Below are 16,561 nucleotides of genomic sequence, written 5' to 3'. Positions count from 1 at the left end.
GCGTGCTCCCCGAAACGGCTCATTCTGTGCCGGCCCGCTGGAAGATTGGCGTGGGAGGGCGTGATTTCGTGCTCCCGCCGTCGGAGTGCGGCCGAGCAGGCAAGGCTCATGATCATCGCGGCGTGATGGGCGATGGGGGATGCTGCCGCGAGGAGGTTTCACGACATTGACGGGCTCGGCTCGCAGGCGGGGAGTGCTGGCGGCGCTGGTGGCGGTGGCGGTGCTGGCCGCCACGGGCGTGGTGGTGCTGCGTCGCGGCGGACCCGGGCCCGAGGCTCCGGGGGATGCGCCGACGGCCGCGCCCTCTGCGCGGCCCCGGCTCGTCTCGGTGGGGCCGCGCCTCCTCAGCAATGAGACGTCTCAGCCGCTGTCCATCCAGGGCGAGCGGCTGGTGCCCGGGCTGAAGCTGGTGCTGGGCCCGCCGCTGTCTCGCGAGCTGCCGCTGGTGGTGGTGGACGCGGGCCACGCCTACACCCGCCTGCCGGCCGGCCTGGCGCTGCCGGAGGACGCGCCGCAGGTGGTGGTGGAGGCTCGGCTCGAAGGCGGGGAAGGCGCCGCGCGCCTCACGGTGGTGAACGACGCGGCCTTCCAAGACCTGACGGCGATGGCGCTGGCCCCGGACGGGCGCACGCTGTTCATCGCCTCGCCGCCCACGGACACCGTATTCACGCTGGACGTGGAGTCCGGACGCGTGGAGCGGCTGGCGGTGGGGGACGGGCCCTCCGCGCTCGATACATATAATGATGCGACAGGGAAGCCGTGGCTGGCCGTGGTGCACCGCTACCAGCCGGAGCTCCACCTGTACGCGCTGGATGCTCCGGGGAGCGCGCCCCGGGTGCTGCCCGCGCCGCTCGGCGCACATGGGCTGGAGGTGGATGGCGCGCGCGGCGTGGCCTTCGTCGCCGAGCACGTGCGGGACAGGGTCCACGCGCTGTCGCTCGCCGACGGAAAGCCCCGGTGGTCCGTGGCGGTGGACCCCAACCCTCGCGCGCTCGCGCGGTGGAAGGACCTGCTGGCGGTGGGCAGCCTCCAGACGGGGCAACTGGAGCTGCTTCGCCAGGAGGACGGCGCGCCCGTGGCCACGGTGGTGCCGGGGCCGGGCGTGTCGATTGTGGGCGGCCACACGGAGCCCTTCCGCGCGCAGGTGATGGGCGGCAAGGCCCCGCGCGCGCTGGTGGCGAGCGAGCGGCTGGGACGCCTCTTCATGGCCAGCCTGGGGCCGAACGTGGGCCCCAACCCCCAGCGCATGGAGGTGAGCGCCAACAGCGGCGTGGCGGTGGTGGACCCGGCGAGCGGCGGCTACGTGCGACACCGGGGCTTCGGCGCGGGCGTGACGGAGGGGCTGGCGCTGGATGACGCCGCCGGGCTGCTCTACGCGGCGGACGTGGGCCTGGGCCGGGTGCGGGTGCTGGACGCGCGGGCGCTGGTGGCGGGCGAGAAGGCGGCGCGCGGTGCGGTGCTTCAGGAGGTGGAGCTGGAGCCGCCGGACGGCACGCCCCGCATCCGCCCGGCCGCGGACTTCGGGACGAACGGGCGGGCAGGGGAGGAGCTGCACTCCGGGCCGCGCGCGCTGGCGCTGGCTCCGGACGGGCGCACGCTCTACGTGCTCAACCGCTTCACGCGGACGGTGGCGGTGGTGGACGTGCGCGAGGCGCGGACGGGCCGTGCTCGCGTGTTGCGCCAGCTCACGGTGGTGGTGTCGCGCGCGCAGGCCAAGCGCCGGCTGGGACAGGTGCTCTACTACGTGGACCTCGGGCGCTCGGGCATCACCTGCGACGGCTGCCACATCGAGGGCCACACCGGCGGCGTCTTCTACGAGAAGACGCAGCCCAACCGCATCTACCGCTCCACCACGGTGCTGGGCAGCCGCGACACGCCGCCGTACTTCACGCCGGCCAGCCACCACAGCCTCGCGGAGACGGCGAGCTTCGTGGGCGCGCGCAACCGCTTCCACAACCCGGACCCGTCCCCCGAGGAGGTGGAGGCGCTCACCCTCTTCAATGCGCTGATGGCCACGCCGCCCAACCCGTTCCGGGGCGAGGACGGCGCGCCGCTGGAGACGGTGGAGTTGCCGGACGGCCGGGTGGGGCGGCCCGCGCGAGGGCGCGAGCTGTTCGAGGGGCAGGGCGGGTGCCTGGAGTGCCACCCCGCGCCGCTCTACACGCTGGACCAGGACGTGGCCACGCGCGGGAAGTACCTCGACGTGGGCACGCCGGTGGCGCTGCCGTTGCGGCTGGAGCAGCAGACGCTGGTGACGGGCGCGGCGCCGCCGTCGCTGGTGGGCACGTGGGACGTGTGGCCGCTGCTGACGAGCGCCACCGCCGGGTATGGCGTGAAGGACGGGCGGCTGGTGGTGGAGACGCGCTTCCCGCTGCGCGCGCTGCTGGAGACCTCCGGGCCGAAGCACGGCGACACCCGGGCCCTCACGCCCGAGCAGCGCGACGACCTGCTCGCGTTCCTCCTGACGCTGTAGGGCGCCCAGGCAACTGCGAGAGGGATGCGCTAGAGAGGGCTCCCGATGACCCTCGTTCCGACGCTGTACGACTTCCAGGTCGCCTTGAGCCATGTGGACCGCTCGATTGACCAGCCCCAGCTCGTCATCAAGCTCGCGCGCCACCCGTCGGAGACGATGCAGCGCGCGTGGCTGCGGGTGATTGCGTTCTGCTGGCTGTGGGAGGAGCGGCTGGCGTTCGGCAAGGGGCTGGCGGAGCCTGATGCTCCGGACCTGGAGTGCCGCGACTACACCGGCCTCGTCACCAGCTGGGTGCGCGTCGGGAAGGGCGACCCGCTGAAGATTCAGCGCGCCGTGGACCAGAACCCGCACGCGAAGGTGTCCGTGGTGTTCGAGTCCGCCCAGCGGCTGGAGGCGTTCCTCGCGGAGGCGCGCGAGGCGAAGGCGACACGGGTGGCGAAGGCCCAGCTCATCGCGGTGGATGCCGACCTGCTGCGCTCGCTCGCGGAGTTCGACACGCGGAGAATCAAGGTGTCGCTGACCTTCGTTGGCGACCACATCTATGTCGAGTGCGACGGGCAGAGCTTCGACGGCCCGCTCACCATCGCGAGCCCGTGAAGCTCGAGCGCCACGTTGGAGGGCTCTCACTCGCCCGGAAGGCCCACTACCTGCGCTCGCGCGGGTGGCGTGAGGAGGAGGGTGGGTGGTCGAGCGAAATCTTCGGCCTGCATCCCCTGTCCAAGGCCATTCATCACCAGCTCACGGATGACCTGAGCCAGGCGCTCCGTCAGCGGGGCTGGCAGGTGCTGGGGTACTCCGAGCGCGGCTACGTGCAGCTGCGCGATGGCGAGCGCGGCAAGCCTTGCTCCCTGCCCAAGGCGCTGCGCACCCAGGCCCGCCGCGAGCAGCGGCCCGTGGCCGAGCTGACCTACTCGCTGTTCCTCGCGGCGCTGCTCCAGGTAGAAGGCGGATGATGCACGCGGCGCCTGCCTGGCCTGCTGCCGCGGGGCACGTGACCGGACGGCGATGGGAGCTTCAAGGGCATGGCTGTGAAACAGGACGGGGTGAAGGTCTGGGGGCGTGAGGTCTCCGCGCAGGAGCTGTGGCCCCGTCTGGAGTCGGTGACGACGCCCGGGTGGCGGGAGAACCTGGCCTCGTGGTGGCAGGGCGTCACCGAGGAAGGCGTCCTCTTCCACGAGGGCGACCTGGAGGCGGACTCGCTCGTCGTCGGGCCGAAGCCGCTCGTCGTCTCCGGGAGCGTCCGGCTGAAGGGCCTGCTCGAGGATGGACACGCGGCGGACCACACGCTCCTGGTGGTGCTGGGAGACCTGGAGGTGGAGAACGTCGCGACCTTCTCGGCGATGTTCGTCGCGGGCAACGTCCGGATTCGGGGACTCCTCTTCGGCGACTCGCTCGGCGATGACATCTTCTGGGTCGGTGGAGGGCTGACGGCGCGCACCCTCGTCGAGGAGCACCACCACATCGAGGTCCACGGCGCGCTCGACGTCGAGGTGCTCGTGGGCAGCAAGCTCACCGCACCGGGACGCCCTCGCCAGACGCTCCAGCCGCACGAGGCGCTCCTTCCGGGCACCTGGAGCGCGGAGGAAGAAGACGAGGACGGCGTCAGCGATTCGACGCTCGACCGGAAGGGCCTCCTCGCGAAGCTGCGCGCGGGGAAGCCCGTGCTGGGAGACACGAAGCTCGGCCCCGTCGAGAAGGCGATTGCCGCCGTGAGGGAGAAGGCGGCGCGAGGCGAGAAGGCCACGCGGCTCGGGCTCACGCAGAAGAAGCTGAAGGCCATTCCGGAGGAGGTCTTCTCCCTCACCTGGCTCGAAAGCCTCACGCTGGACTCGAATGACGTCGCGGAGCTATCCCCCCGGATTGGCGAGCTGCGGGCGCTGAAGAGTCTCAGCCTGGAGTCCCTCCCGCTGAAGACCCTGCCCGTGGAGCTGTGCCGGCTCCCCGCGCTCAAGAAGCTGAGCCTGCGGTATTGCAACAACCTCACCCGGCTCCCGGACGCATTCGGCGAGCTGGAGTCGCTGGAGGAGCTGTACCTCGACGCCATGGCCCTGGAGGGCTTTCCCGAGGTGCTGACCCGGCTGCCGCGCCTCAAGAAGCTCTGGTGGTGGCGCTTCTTCAAGACGACGCCGGGCCGGGTCCAGCTCCTGGTGGACGGCATGGGCCGGATGCCGAAGCTGACTCATGCCGGGTTCTTCCAGGGGGAGCTGTCCGCGCTGCCCGGGGGCCTCGCTCCACTTGCCCGGCTCAAGCAGTTCAAGCTGGGGTTGGACCGCGTCCCCGAGGCGGAGGTGAAGCGACTGGAGGCGGCGCTGCCACCCGGCCGCCTGCACGTGGGGTACTGAGCGGCTGTCACACGGCTCCGGTGGAGCTACTTGTGCCAGAGTCGATCCGCGTCGAGGTCTTCGGTGGTCTCCAGGGGCGTGCGCTGGGGGGCCGTCAGCTTCTCCAGCCGGTCATGGACGGCCTTCTTTTCCTCCAGGAGCAGCGGGTCCTTCGGGTTCCTCAAGAGGAGCACGTCGAGCAGCTCGCGGTGTGCCAGGTAGTGCTCCAGGGCATCCTTGAACTGGCCGCGCTCCAGGGCCGTGTCTCCCAGCTTCGAGCGGAGCGTGCCCTGCGCCTGCTGGTAGCGCCCCGTGTCGGGGTGGTCCGCGAATAGCCGGGTGGCTTGCTGGAGCGCCTGGCTGTATTCCGCGTGCGCCTTCGCGAAATCGCCCGCCTGCGTGGCCTTGTCGCCTCCGGCCAGATGGTGGTCGAGCCGCTTCATGCGGATGTCGGACTCGGTGGCCGCGCCCAGCTCCAGCAGCAGCCGCTCCACCTGTCGGAGGAGCGCTTCCCGCTCCACGGTGCCGAGCGCGTCCAGCGACTGGCTCGTGCCGTAGAGGAGCCGGGCCAGGTTGCCGGCCTCGCCCACGCGGTCCTCCAGGAGGTCGCGCTGCGTCGACGCGTCGATGGCGAGCACGACGCTACAGCCCATCCCCGCCACCAGGCAGAAGGCCCACACCGACAGCCGCTGCATCTTCCGGCGCTCGTGGGCCTCGCAGGCCTTGAGGAACTGCTTCACGGGCGTCGTCAGGTGCCGCTCGTGCTCGCGCCCGATGCGGAGCGCCGCCGCCAGCCGCTCGCCCGTGGCGAGGTAGGAGCTGCCACCGTCCGGGTCCTTCCGGTGCGCCTGCCACGACTCGGCCATGGCCCGCAGCTCGCGCCACTGGAGCAGGCGCTTCCGGTTCGCCCGCAGCCAGCCTCGCAGGCGCGGCCACCGACGGATGAGCGCCTCGTGCGCAACCTCCAGCCAGACGCGCCCGGAGCGCTCCACGTCGCTGCTCCGGATGACCAGGCGCGCGTTCACCAGCCGCTCCAGCACGCGGTCGAAGTCGGCCTGCTCCCGGGACTCCTGGGGTCGGATGTCCTCCAGCCAGACGCGCCTCCGGCTGTCGGGCGTCGTCTCCTCGCCCAGGGACACCAGCTCCGCGCGCAGCCGCCGCGCCTGCTCGCGCTCGCCGTCTTCCAGCTCCTCGTACAGCCGCTCCGCCGTCTGCGTCAGCGCGCCCGCCACGCCCTCCATCCGGTCATAGAGCCGGTGCGTCAGCAGGTGGCCCTCGCGCCCCTGCCACAGCAGGTCCAGCGCATGCTCCAGCAGCGGCAGCGCCCCCGGCTCCTGCCCCACGTCGTGGCACAGCCGGTCCATCAACCCCGGCTCCAGCTCCAGTCCCACCCTTCGCGCCGGCTTCTGGATGGCCTCCGCCAGCTCCTCCGGCCCCAGCTGCGCCACGAATACGCGGTGCTCCTCCGCGTACACCACGGCGTCCAGCCGCGTGGCCGCGTCCAGCGCCACCTCGCCGCAGCGCTCGAAGGCGTCCACCCGCAGCGTCGCCACCACCACGCACTCCAGCCGCGCCTCTCCCGCCAGCGCCCACAGCACCTGCATCAGCGACTGGCGCTCCGCCGCCTCCAGGTGGGTGAACACCTCTTCCAGCTGGTCCACCACCAGCAGCAGCTTCTTCTCGAGGCGCGCCTGCCTCAGCCGCCGCGCCTCCGCGAGCACCTCCTGGGGACTGGCCTTCGCGCCGTCCTTCAGCGGCTCCGAATCCCACACCCGGTGCAGCCGCTGCCGCAGCTCACCCAGGGCGTCCGAGCGCACGCCCACCGTCCTCGGCAGGGCGCGCACCAGTGCTCCGGGCCTGACCACCACCACGTCCCAGACGTCCGCGGGAAGCTGGGGTATCAGCCCCGCCATGACGACGGAGGACTTCCCCGCGCCGGAGGCCCCCGCCACCACCTGGAAGCGCGGCCGCCGGCCCTCCTCCGCCTCGCGCACCCGCGTCAGTAGCTCCGCCTCCAGGCTGCTCCGGCCGAAGAAGAAGCGCCGATTCTTCGGCTCGAAGGGCAGCAGTCCCTGGTAGGGCCGCAGCACCACCGGCCGCAGGTCCGGGTGGCCCTCGCGCCGCGCGTAGAGCTGCAGCGAGGCCCAGTCGAGGCCCTTGCCCTCCACCCGCAGCCTGTGCCGCACCGCCCCCAGGGCCTTCTCCAGCGAGTCCGAGTCCACCAGCAGCTTCTCGTACAGCGTCTCCGCCAGCAGCACGGAGCCCTCGGTCGTCAGGGGCAGCCGCGAGGCCACCACCATCTCCAGGCCCGCGCGGTGCAGCTCCTGCGCGATGCCGCCCAGGTGGCTGGCCATGGGCCCCACGTCCCCACCGTGGCAGGCGCACAGCACCACCATCCGCAGCGTGTCCTTGAAGGGCGCCAGCACCGCCTTCAGCGTCCCTGCATCCACCACGTGCCGGCCGTCCCGGCCTCCCGGCTGGTTGAACGCCAGTCCGTAGTTGAGGGACTCCGGCTCCAGCGGCGCCCCATGGCAGAGCAGGTGCAGCACCGCCACGGGCTCGCCTGCCTCCCGGGCCGCGCGCAGCGTCCGCTCGAGGCTCTCCAGCGACACCCTGCGCAGCACGTCCCGGCGCGGGTCGAAGTCGAAGCCGCCGTCCAGGCTGGCCCTTCGCAGCGCCTGCTCGTGCCGCTCGTCCGGCACGCCGCCCGCCGCCTCCGACCAGGCCAGCAGCACGCGCCCTTGTCCGGCCGCCGTCGGCGCGGGCTTGTCGGACAGGCTCCGGGGCCATTCGTAGCGCAGCGAGAAGCCGGGGAGGTCCGCCAGGTGCAGCCCGCTGTCCTTGAGCGTCACCAGCTCCCACGGCAGCGAGTACAGCTCCGCCGCCGCCGAGCGCACCACCAGCCGGGGCCCGCGGCTCTGCTTCACCTGTCGCTCCAGCGTCTCCTCGTGCCCACCCCAGTCCAGCGCGTCCAGGAAGCAGCGGAGCTCCTCTCCCAGCCGCCGCGCCGCCACCAGGTCCGGCACCTCGCGGGCCAGCGCCGCCAGGTCCTCCACCACGCTCCGGCTCCAGGGGAAGCTCGCGCTCCTCACCGCCCCCAGCTCCCCCCGCAGCCGGTACTCCTGAGGCCTCAAGTCCAGCCACGCGTGCGGGTCCTCCGCCCGCTGCGCGCGCGTCAGCTCCAGCACCAGCTCGTACGACGGGTCCTCGAGCGCCTCCTGCTCCTCGACTGCTGGCCTCGGGCCCACCAGCTCCAGGCGCGCCGTTCCCATCGACCCTCCCCTCGCAAGGGAGGGCCCCGGGTGCGCCGGCGCCCTCCGCTCTCGCTAGATGACGCGACGCGGGTGATTTCTTACGCACGCATGCGACTGGAGACGGTGGGTAACAAATCCCACTCCCCGCGTCTTCTCGGTCCAGAGGGGGAGCCCACTGTCCCCTCCAGGACCCCTGACTCGAGGAGACGGATGGGCCTCCAGGAACCACCACCGCTGTGTCCAGCCGACGCCCGCGAGGAACCCTTGCTGGAGGGCTTCGTGTCGCCGGGTGTGGAACGACCCTGGGAGTCCCCTTCCAGGGGAGGGCGACCTGTCGGGGGGGACTCCTCCCCGGTACGGAGCGCCCGTGTCATAAAGCTGCCCGTCCGGGCCCGCGAGCGCGACGCGGGACGAAGCGGGGGGCAGTCACAGCCAATGGACAGGGAACGCCACGAGCACTGGGTCCGGGACGTCGTTGCCCGGAACAGGGGACTGCTTGTCGCCGAGGCCAACAAGTACTGCCGCAACGCGGCCGACGCGGACGACCTGGTGCAGGACACCCTGCTGAGGTTCGTCCAGAGCGCGGACAAGCCGGGCGCCCCCACCGACGAGCGCGGCTGTGTGCTGCTGCTGCTCACCATCCTCACCCGCCGCTTCTTCGACCAGTGCCGTCGGCGGCGCGTGAGGGCCCGGCACGCGGAAGACCCCCAGCAGACGAACGAGGTCATGGACCCCGCCGACCCCGAGACGCCTCCGCTGTTCGAGTCCGTGACGGACGAGCAGCTGGCCCAGGCCACCCAGTCGCTGAGCCCCAAGCTGCGCGCCACCTTCGAGCTGCATGCGAAGGGGCTGAAGTACCGGGAGATCGCCGACGAGCTCGACACCACCATAGGCACCGTCTCCAAGCGCATCTTCGACGCGCGCGCCCGGGTGCGTGAGTTCCTTTTGAAGCTGTTGAAGCGGGAGTAATCGACATGGCCACCCTTTGCGACACAGTCGGCCCGTTCGTGGATGGAGAGCTTGGTCCCGATGAGGCCGAGTCCTTCCGCGAGCACCTCCCGGACTGCGCGCGCTGCCAGCGCGAGATGACGGAGCTGGTCCAGCTCAAGTTCCTGGCGCGACGCCAGGTGGAGAACGCCGAGCGACAGGCGCCGGCGTCATTACCGTCCGCCCCCATTCCGCTGTTCCGGCGGCGCTCCTTCGGCGTGGCGGTGTCCGCCCTCGCCGCGTCGCTGCTGGTGCTGGTGGGGGGGCCTCAGGTGCTGTCCTCCACTCCGCCGCAGGACCCGTGGATGCGGAAGAGCTCGCATCGCCAACTGGAGGCACGCGTCGGCTACCCGGGCGCCGACGTCTACCGCCCTCCCGCCGCGAAGCTGATGAGCGCCGACAGCGTGCCCGAGGACCTGCCGCTGGAGGCGCTCGCCTGGCTGGAGCGCGAGAAGGACCTCCACGGGCTGGCGGCGGCCTACCTCGTGCGCAATGACGCGGGGCTGGCGGCCCGGGCGCTCCAGAAGCTGGGTGAGCTGAAGGAGCGCTCCCCGGAGCAGGACAATGACCGCGCGGTGGCGCTGATGCTCAAGGGCAGGCCCCAGGAGTCACTCCAACTGCTGGACGCGGTGCTGCGCGAGCACCCGCGCCATGCGCAGGCCCTGTGGAACCGGGGACTGGTGCTGCGCCAACTGGGCCTGCCGCTGATGGCGGCGCGGTCCTTCAGCGAGGTCGCCGCCCTCCGCGAGCCCGGCTGGGCCGAGGAGGCGGCGCGCAAGGCGGAGGACCTCCAGCGCGCCACGCGCGAGCGCGGGGCACGGTGGCGGACGGCGTACAAGGCGGGCATGGCCCTGCTCGAGGCGCCACCGGCCATCCTCCCCCAGGGCTTCGAGCAGCTGCCCATTGCCCGCCTCTTCTTCTACGACGCCATCCGGGCCGCGCCGAACCGCGAGCGTGTGCTGGAGTTGCTGCCCCTCGCCCGGGAGCTGGACGCTCGCGCGGGGGGCTCCGTGCTGGAGCGCTATGTGCGCCGCGTCGCGGAGGCGGACTTCTCCCGGCGCGCCCCGCTCGCCCGGGACTACGCGGCCCAGGGTCGGCAGGCGCCCGCGCGGACGGAACAGGAGCGCTTCCTGGAGGCGCTGCTCCAGTCCCGAGAGGACGACATCTTCCTGGGCGCGCTCTTCAAGGCGGGGATCAACACCGACAACCTGGACCTCTACACGGCGAAGGCCCTGGCCACGGGGGACACCTGGTTCCAGCTCTTCGCGGCGCAGGAGCGCGCGAGAGTCCAGGCCTCCGCCGGAGAATGGAAGCAGGCCCTGCGGACGCTGCTCGACGCGCTCGCGGGCTGCCCGGCGGAAGGCCTGGAGTACCGCTGCCTCTTCCTCCAGCGGGAGCTGTCCAACCTCTATATCCAGCGCAACATGATGGACGCCGCGCTCCCCCATGCCGAGGCCGGCTGGAAGGAGGCCGGCGCGAGCAATGAGTGGTCGCTGGAGCAGGACCTGCTGTGGAACCTCGCCCAGATTTCCCGCGTGGTGAACAACGGCTCCCTGACGCGCGCCTACCTCGGGGAGTACCTGGAGCGCGGGAGGGGAGACCCGGACGACGAGCGCCGGGCCCATCAGGACCTCGCGAGCATGGCCATCCAGGAGCTGTGGGTGGACGAGGCCCGGCGGGAAATCGACGCCGCGCTGGCCACGGGACTTCCGCTCTCGTTCAGCGGCGCGAGCTTCCTGGCGGACATCTCCCGTCTCAAGCGCGCGCCCGGTGACGAGGCGCACCTGAGTCGGGCGCTGGAGACGGCCCAGCCCATGCTCAGCGCGGGCGGGCGCGCGGTCGCCACGCACATCATGGGCCGGTTCCTCATCGAGCAGGACACGGAGCGGGGGCGCGCGATGCTCTGGCGCGCCATCGAAGAGGCGGAGGCCGTGGGCGTCCAGGACGACGCGGCGGCGAGGCGGGCGCGGGCCTACAGCTACACCTCGCTGCTCCATGAGGCGGGCCGGCGCGGGGACTTCGTGACGGCGCTGGAGCTGTTCGCGAAGGAGCGGAACCTGGGGCCGCCGTCCCGGTACCAGAAGCCGACGCCCAACAACGCAGTGATGCGAGCTTCGAGCATGCTGCGTGTCAGGTTGCCGGGCCAGTGCCTGCTGGCCGTCACCGCGGACTCCGAGCGGACCCTGCTCCTGGCGCTGAGCCCCTCTGGCGAGCTGCTGGGCCACTTCGACGAGTCCCGGCGGCACCCGCTGCCCCGGCGGCTGGACGGGCTGGTGCCGGAGAATCTGCTGACGGCGCTGCGTGCGTGCTCCCGCGTGGAGGTGCTCGCGCGGCCTCCGCTCCATGGCCGGGCCGGGCTGCTGCCCTCGGACCTGGCGTGGAGCTACCTGACGCGCACCACGCCGCCCGCTCCGCCGCGCCTCGGGCCCGCCAGACACCTCGTCGTCTCGGACGTGGAGCTGCCACCCGGCAGCCCCCTCCAGCGCCTCAACGCGTGGACGCCCGGCTTCGGCCCTGACGAGCAGCGCGAAACGCTGACGGGGCCGGAGGCCACGCCTTCGCGCGTCCTCGCCGCCATGCAGGACGCGACGGAAGTCGACCTGGTGGCGCATGGCATCGTCGACGGCTCCTCCAGCTCGTCCTACCTGCTGCTGGCACCGGGCCAGGAGGACCCGGAGCTGAGCGTCTCGCGGGTGCGCTCCGCGACGCTGCGGGGGGCTCCCTTCGTGGTGCTGGCCGCCTGCCACGCCGCGCACACGGCCTACACGCTCGACTCGCCCTTCAGCCTTCCCGCCTCCTTCATCGAAGCGGGCGCGCGCGGGGTGCTCGCGGCGACGGTGGAGATTCCCGACCTGGAGGCCGCGGCCTTCTTCAACGCGGTCCGCGAGCGCATCCGCTCCGGGGCACCGCCGGCCCTCGCGCTGCGCGACGAGCGCATGCGGTGGCTGGAGCAGCAGCGCGGCGCGCCCTGGCTCGACAGCGTCCTGCTGTTTGAATGAAGGCGCGTAAGAATTCCGGGTGGCGGCGTTTCTCCAGTGGGTAGAGCAATTCCACCGCTACCCACCAAGGGAGGGAGTCATGAGCCAACAGGAGCCGGCCGTCTACAACCTGGAGTTCTCTGACGATGTGGACTTCTGGACCGGGGCCGGAGCGGCCTCGCGCCGCACCTTCCTGATGCCGCTGCCCGACGCCACCCGGTTCGTGGCCTTCGGCGTGGTGGGCCCCGGCGACACGGTACTCTTCGTGGCGCGGGGCAGGGTGGGCGCGCACCTGGGCGCGTTCCTCGCCACCCTGGAGCGGGACGGGGCCCGGGTGGAGCTGTACGCGCGGCCGCCGCTGCCCTGGCACCTCGTGAAGCGGTACACGTCCGATGACCCCTACGAGAGCCAGGAGACGGAGGGGCCCAAGAATCCGCCCGTGCAGGGCTTCGTCGCCCTGGGTGGTGGCGCGCAGACGGGCGGCGCGGGCCTGCTGGAGACCCCGCCGGAGCCGCTCTCCACCGCGAGCTTCTCCTGGCCCGCGGAGGTGACGCCCAGCCGGCGCGTCATCGTCATCCCGGCGTCGGGCGAGGATGACTTCGTCGCGTTCGGCGTGTGCGGCGCGCCGGACCGGTTCGTCTTCGTGGCCCGGGGCCGTGTGAGCGACCACCTCGGCGGCTTCAGCGAGCGGATGAAGCTGGCCGGGGCCAGCCTGGAGCTGCGCGACGCGCCGCCGCTGCCGTTCCTCCAGGCGTACGTCGACCAGCACGCCGGCGCGCTGTTCTCGGCCTGCGCCTGCGCTGCGGGCACGTGCGAAATCCTCACCCACACGAGCGCGCAGGTCGCCGCGCGGGCCTCCTGACGCCGGAGGCCGCAAGCCGAAGGTCATTGGAGAAGGGAAGGGCCGTGCAGGACAGGGGACGCCCGAGGACCGTCGAGTTGCTGCTCGCCGATGACGACGAGGCGGCCGTGCCTCGCTACGGGCTTCCCCTGGAGTGCCTCCGGAGTGCTCCTCGGCCCGCGCCGCTCGACGAGCCCGACGCGCTGTGGGACGCGACGGGAGACCCGAATGACTTGCGCCGCCAGCGGTGGGGGCTGGTGGCGCCAAGCGGTCCCCGGGGAGACAGGCTCCTCGGGCTCGTCGAGCCGCTGCGGCGCTGGCGGCAGGAGGCGCAGGGCGGCGCGCCCGTGGCCGTCTACCGGGTCCGCCCGGTGATGGACAGCGCGTATGCCCGGGGCTGGAAGCGCGAGGTCTACCGGGACGAGCGCACCCCCGAGAAGGACCGGCCGCGCTACCTGCTGCTGCTGGGAGACCTGCACGAGCTGCCGCTGGAGCTGCAGGCCGAGCTGTCCACGGACGCCTACGTGGGCCGGCTGGCCTTCGCCGCGGACGCGGACTACGAGGCCTATGTCGCCAAGGTGCTGCGCTGGGAGCGAGAGCCCGCGCGCGAGTCGCGGGCGCGCCTGCTCTTCTACACCTCGCGGGACGGCACCTCCGCGACGGAGACCGGCTACCGGGCGCTCATCACCCCGAGCATGGCGGCCTGCCGTCAGCGCCAGGAGGATGCCGACTTCCCCCGCGCGGACATCCACGAGCTGGGCGGCACGCAGGAGTCGCTCCTGGCCCGCGCCTCGGATGTCGGGGCGGGCGTGCTCTTCACCCTCAGCCATGGCCGGGGACGGCCGCCGAGCGGCTGGGCCGGGCCCGGGGAGCGCCTCGCGCACCAGGGCGAGCTGAAGCTGCCGGACGGACGCTTCCTCTCCGCCGACGCGCTGGCGTCGCGGCCCTTCGTCCCGGGCGGCGTCTGGTTCAGCTTCGCGTGCTTCAGCGCGGGCACGCCGTCGCGCAGCAGCTACGCGCACTGGCTGCGCAAGCTGCCCTCCACCGACCCGAACGCGCGCCGGGGCCTGGAGGCGCTGCCCCGGGAGGGCGAGACGCCCTTCATCGCCGCGCCGGCCCGGGCCGCGCTGGCCAACCCCGACGGGCCGCTGGCGGTGCTGGGCCACGTGGACCTCGCCTGGTCCCACAGCTTCAGTGACAGGGGCCAGGGCACGCCGTCGCGCTTCATCGAGCTGCTCAAGGAGCTGGCCCGGGGAAGCCGCGCGGGCGTCGCGCTGCACACGCTGACACAGGTGCTCAACGAGACGAGCAGCGAGCTGGCGTCGCTCTACAACCAGGAGGAGCAGGAGCGCGCGGGCGGGCTGCCCTCCTCCATCGACCTGCTGGAGCGGGCCCGGCTCTGGATTCTCCGCCAGGACCTCGCCAACTACCTCCTCCTGGGCGACCCCGCCGTCCGGCTGCCGCTGGCCTCCCCTCGCGAGCCCGCGCGCGCCGTGGCCCCGGCGCCGGCCCCCGCCGACTTCAACCGGCTGGCGTCCAGCGTCCTGAGAGACCAGTTCCGGATGCCCTCCCTGGAAGCGCCCGCGCACGGCCCCGAGGCGCTGGAGGCGGTCGTCCTCGCGCTGCTCTCCGGGCAGCAGGACGCCGGGGTACTCGCCGACGCGCACGGCGTCTCCGTCACGGAACTGCGACGGTGGGAGGCGCTCTACCGCGCCGCCGGCCTCGCGGCCCTGGCCCGTCACCTCTCGGGACAGGGGTGAGCGCACGCGCACCTTGAGGTCCATGCACCGCGGGGCCAGGAGAGCAACCAGCCTGACGGGCCGGTTCCACGGCGGGCCGAAATCTCGGCCCCCGCTGTGCCACTCTCCCCCTGAATCCGCGACCTGTGCCGGAGTCACTTGCGTCCACTTGGGGGGCTAAGGTGTACAATCCGACTGATGCGCGCCCTCTCACGGTCTGCCTGGCTCCTCGTTCCCGTGCTGTTGCTGTCGTGCTCCGACGCGGGCCTGTATGCCCTGGGCGGGCGCGGCCCGGATGGGAAGGACCGCGCCAGCTTCGCCGGCAACGTCTGTGTGCCCCTGGCGGGCGGTGACGCGTTCCCCACCAAGGTGCTCTTCGCGATTGAAGGCGGGGACGGCGTCGAGGCGGAGATGGTGGGCTACGCCACGGACGGCCTGGCCACGCTGACGAGCCGCTTCTCCGGCCCCTTCGTCCAGTTCGGGCTCGTGGCCTACCACACGGTGGCCACCGGCCTGTTGGGCGGCTTCTCCGACGCGTCGGACTTCCAGGCCACGCTGCCGCGCTACGCGACGTACCAGGAGTCGGGGCCGGTGAGCGTGCGCTCGGCCCTGCGGCTCTCCAAGACGCTGCTGTCCGGCGACATGCAGACGTCCTGCCGCGGCGAGGTGGCCCGCACGCGCTACATGGTGGTGGTGGTGATCCGCAGTGGAGACAGGACCTGCGCCCGGGCGCGCGACAACGCCGACTTCGGCGTGGGGCTCGACTCGCGCTGCCTCGCCCTGGCGCAGGCGGCGAGCTGCGGCGCCATCGGCACCCCGGGGCGCGATGCCTGCGACACGGCCTGCGCGAGCTGTGAGCTGACGGCCGTCACCGGTGAAATCAAGGCGTTGGCCCAGCAGTTCGGCGCCGGCGAGGTGGTGGTGCAGCCCATCTACGTGCGCGGCACCACGCCGGACCCGCTCACCCGCCAGGTGGTGGCCGCCATCGCCAGCGCCGGTGGCACCGAGCCCATTGAAGTGGACTTCGCGGGCCTGCCCGGCGCCCTCACCGGCATCCAGTACGCCGCGCGGACGAACACCCTCAAGCTCAAGCGCTTCATCGCCTTCAACCGCAACGTGGTGGTGCGCGCCGGCCAGGCGCTCGCCGACAGCGACGGGGACGGCCTGCCGGACGTGGACGAGGACGTGCTCGGCACGGACGCGCTCGTGCTGGACTCGGACCAGGACGGGCTGATGGACGGCCTGGAGGTCCGCATGGGCCTGGACCCGCTCGTTCCGGACGTCATCAACGGCTGCAACCTGTCCCTGGACGAGGACGGCGACCGGCTCAACACCTGCGAGGAGCGCGTGCTGGGCACCGACCCGTGCATCGGCGACACGGACGGGGACGCGGTGCCGGACCTGGTGGAGACGCTGTCCATGACGAACCCGCTCGTCCCCGAGGACCTGCTCGACTCGGACCGCGACGGCATCACCAACGTCGCCGAGGTGGAGGCGCATGGCGACCCGCTCAGCGCCGACCTCGACTTCCACCGCGAGCGCGGCTACGGCTACAACCTGGTCGAGTCCGAGGCCACGCCCGACGGCCGCACCTGCTACGCCGCCCGCGCGGAGAACATCACCGTGCTGCCCACCCGCGCCCGGCCCCACCCCTTCATCCCGGGCGAGGTCATCCCCGCCGGCACCAACGAGGTGTACATCTACCTCCAGGCGGGCCGGGACAATGACCCGCGCGGCGCCGGCATCGGCTCGCTCTTCATCCAGCCCGTCGAGTACAGCGACAAGGACGGGCGCACCCCGGCGGGCACCATCTCCCTCGAGCCCGACGCCTTCATCCTCGGAACCTGATCCACCCCGGGGTGTGGGGTGAACCCCTCGCTCTCAATGGGGAGTGCCCCCCACACCCCCCCGCCCGTGTCCCCCCAGCCTGTGTCCAACATCTTGAATCTCCTGGGTTTCACTCAAGTG

Annotated in this window: 10 protein-coding genes; 9 read left to right on the top strand and 1 reads right to left on the bottom strand. The window is 72.3% G+C overall.

What is annotated here, in order from left to right; translation table 11 throughout:
• Positions 1 to 139 precede the first annotated feature (139 nt).
• The 4 genes from G4D85_RS02905 (at position 140) to G4D85_RS02890 (ending at position 4,815) form a co-directional block, all read left to right on the top strand.
• Positions 140 to 2,473 (top strand): MtsA protein, encoded by a 2,334-nt coding sequence (locus G4D85_RS02905; RefSeq protein ID WP_205525392.1) that lies wholly within the window; start codon positions 140 to 142, stop codon positions 2,471 to 2,473.
• A 45-nt stretch (positions 2,474 to 2,518) separates the two neighbouring features.
• On the top strand, positions 2,519 to 3,070 hold the full coding sequence (locus tag G4D85_RS02900; protein ID WP_164007632.1) for a YaeQ family protein: 552 nt from the start codon (positions 2,519 to 2,521) through the stop codon (positions 3,068 to 3,070).
• Positions 3,067 to 3,426, top strand: coding sequence for a hypothetical protein (locus tag G4D85_RS02895; protein ID WP_164007630.1), 360 nt, complete (start codon positions 3,067 to 3,069; stop codon positions 3,424 to 3,426). Before G4D85_RS02900 ends, G4D85_RS02895 begins: the two co-directional genes overlap by 4 nt.
• Positions 3,427 to 3,495: 69 nt before the next feature.
• On the top strand, positions 3,496 to 4,815 hold the full coding sequence (locus G4D85_RS02890; RefSeq protein ID WP_164007628.1) for a leucine-rich repeat domain-containing protein: 1,320 nt from the start codon (positions 3,496 to 3,498) through the stop codon (positions 4,813 to 4,815).
• A 26-nt stretch (positions 4,816 to 4,841) separates the two neighbouring features.
• Here the strand turns inward: G4D85_RS02890 and G4D85_RS02885 are convergent, their stop codons facing one another.
• Complete coding sequence (locus G4D85_RS02885; protein WP_164007626.1) at positions 4,842 to 8,066, bottom strand: nSTAND1 domain-containing NTPase; 3,225 nt, start codon at positions 8,064 to 8,066, stop codon at positions 4,842 to 4,844.
• A gap of 417 nt (positions 8,067 to 8,483) precedes the next feature.
• On the opposite strand from G4D85_RS02885, the gene G4D85_RS02880 reads away from it, so the two are divergent.
• From G4D85_RS02880 to G4D85_RS02860, 5 genes are all read left to right on the top strand, one after another.
• Complete coding sequence (locus tag G4D85_RS02880; protein WP_164007625.1) at positions 8,484 to 9,017, top strand: RNA polymerase sigma factor; 534 nt, start codon at positions 8,484 to 8,486, stop codon at positions 9,015 to 9,017.
• A 5-nt stretch (positions 9,018 to 9,022) separates the two neighbouring features.
• Entirely contained in the window at positions 9,023 to 12,034 is a 3,012-nt protein-coding gene (locus G4D85_RS02875; RefSeq protein ID WP_164007623.1) for a CHAT domain-containing protein, read from the top strand.
• Positions 12,035 to 12,113: 79 nt separating this feature from the next.
• A complete protein-coding gene (locus G4D85_RS02870) occupies positions 12,114 to 12,875 on the top strand; it encodes a hypothetical protein (protein ID WP_164007621.1) in 762 nt (253 codons plus the stop codon).
• 44 nt (positions 12,876 to 12,919) lie between these two features.
• The gene (locus G4D85_RS02865; RefSeq protein ID WP_164007619.1) at positions 12,920 to 14,614 is read left to right on the top strand and encodes a C25 family cysteine peptidase; all 1,695 of its coding nucleotides are present in this window, start codon (positions 12,920 to 12,922) and stop codon (positions 14,612 to 14,614) included.
• A 177-nt stretch (positions 14,615 to 14,791) separates the two neighbouring features.
• Entirely contained in the window at positions 14,792 to 16,441 is a 1,650-nt protein-coding gene (locus G4D85_RS02860) for a calcium-binding protein (RefSeq protein ID WP_164007617.1), read from the top strand.
• The last annotated feature ends 120 nt before the right edge of the window (positions 16,442 to 16,561 follow it).

The sequence above is a fragment of the Pyxidicoccus trucidator genome, assembly GCF_010894435.1.
GTDB lineage: Bacteria > Myxococcota > Myxococcia > Myxococcales > Myxococcaceae > Myxococcus > Myxococcus trucidator.
Note: the sequence above shows the minus strand (reverse complement) of the source record. Positions and strands in the feature narration are given on the sequence as shown.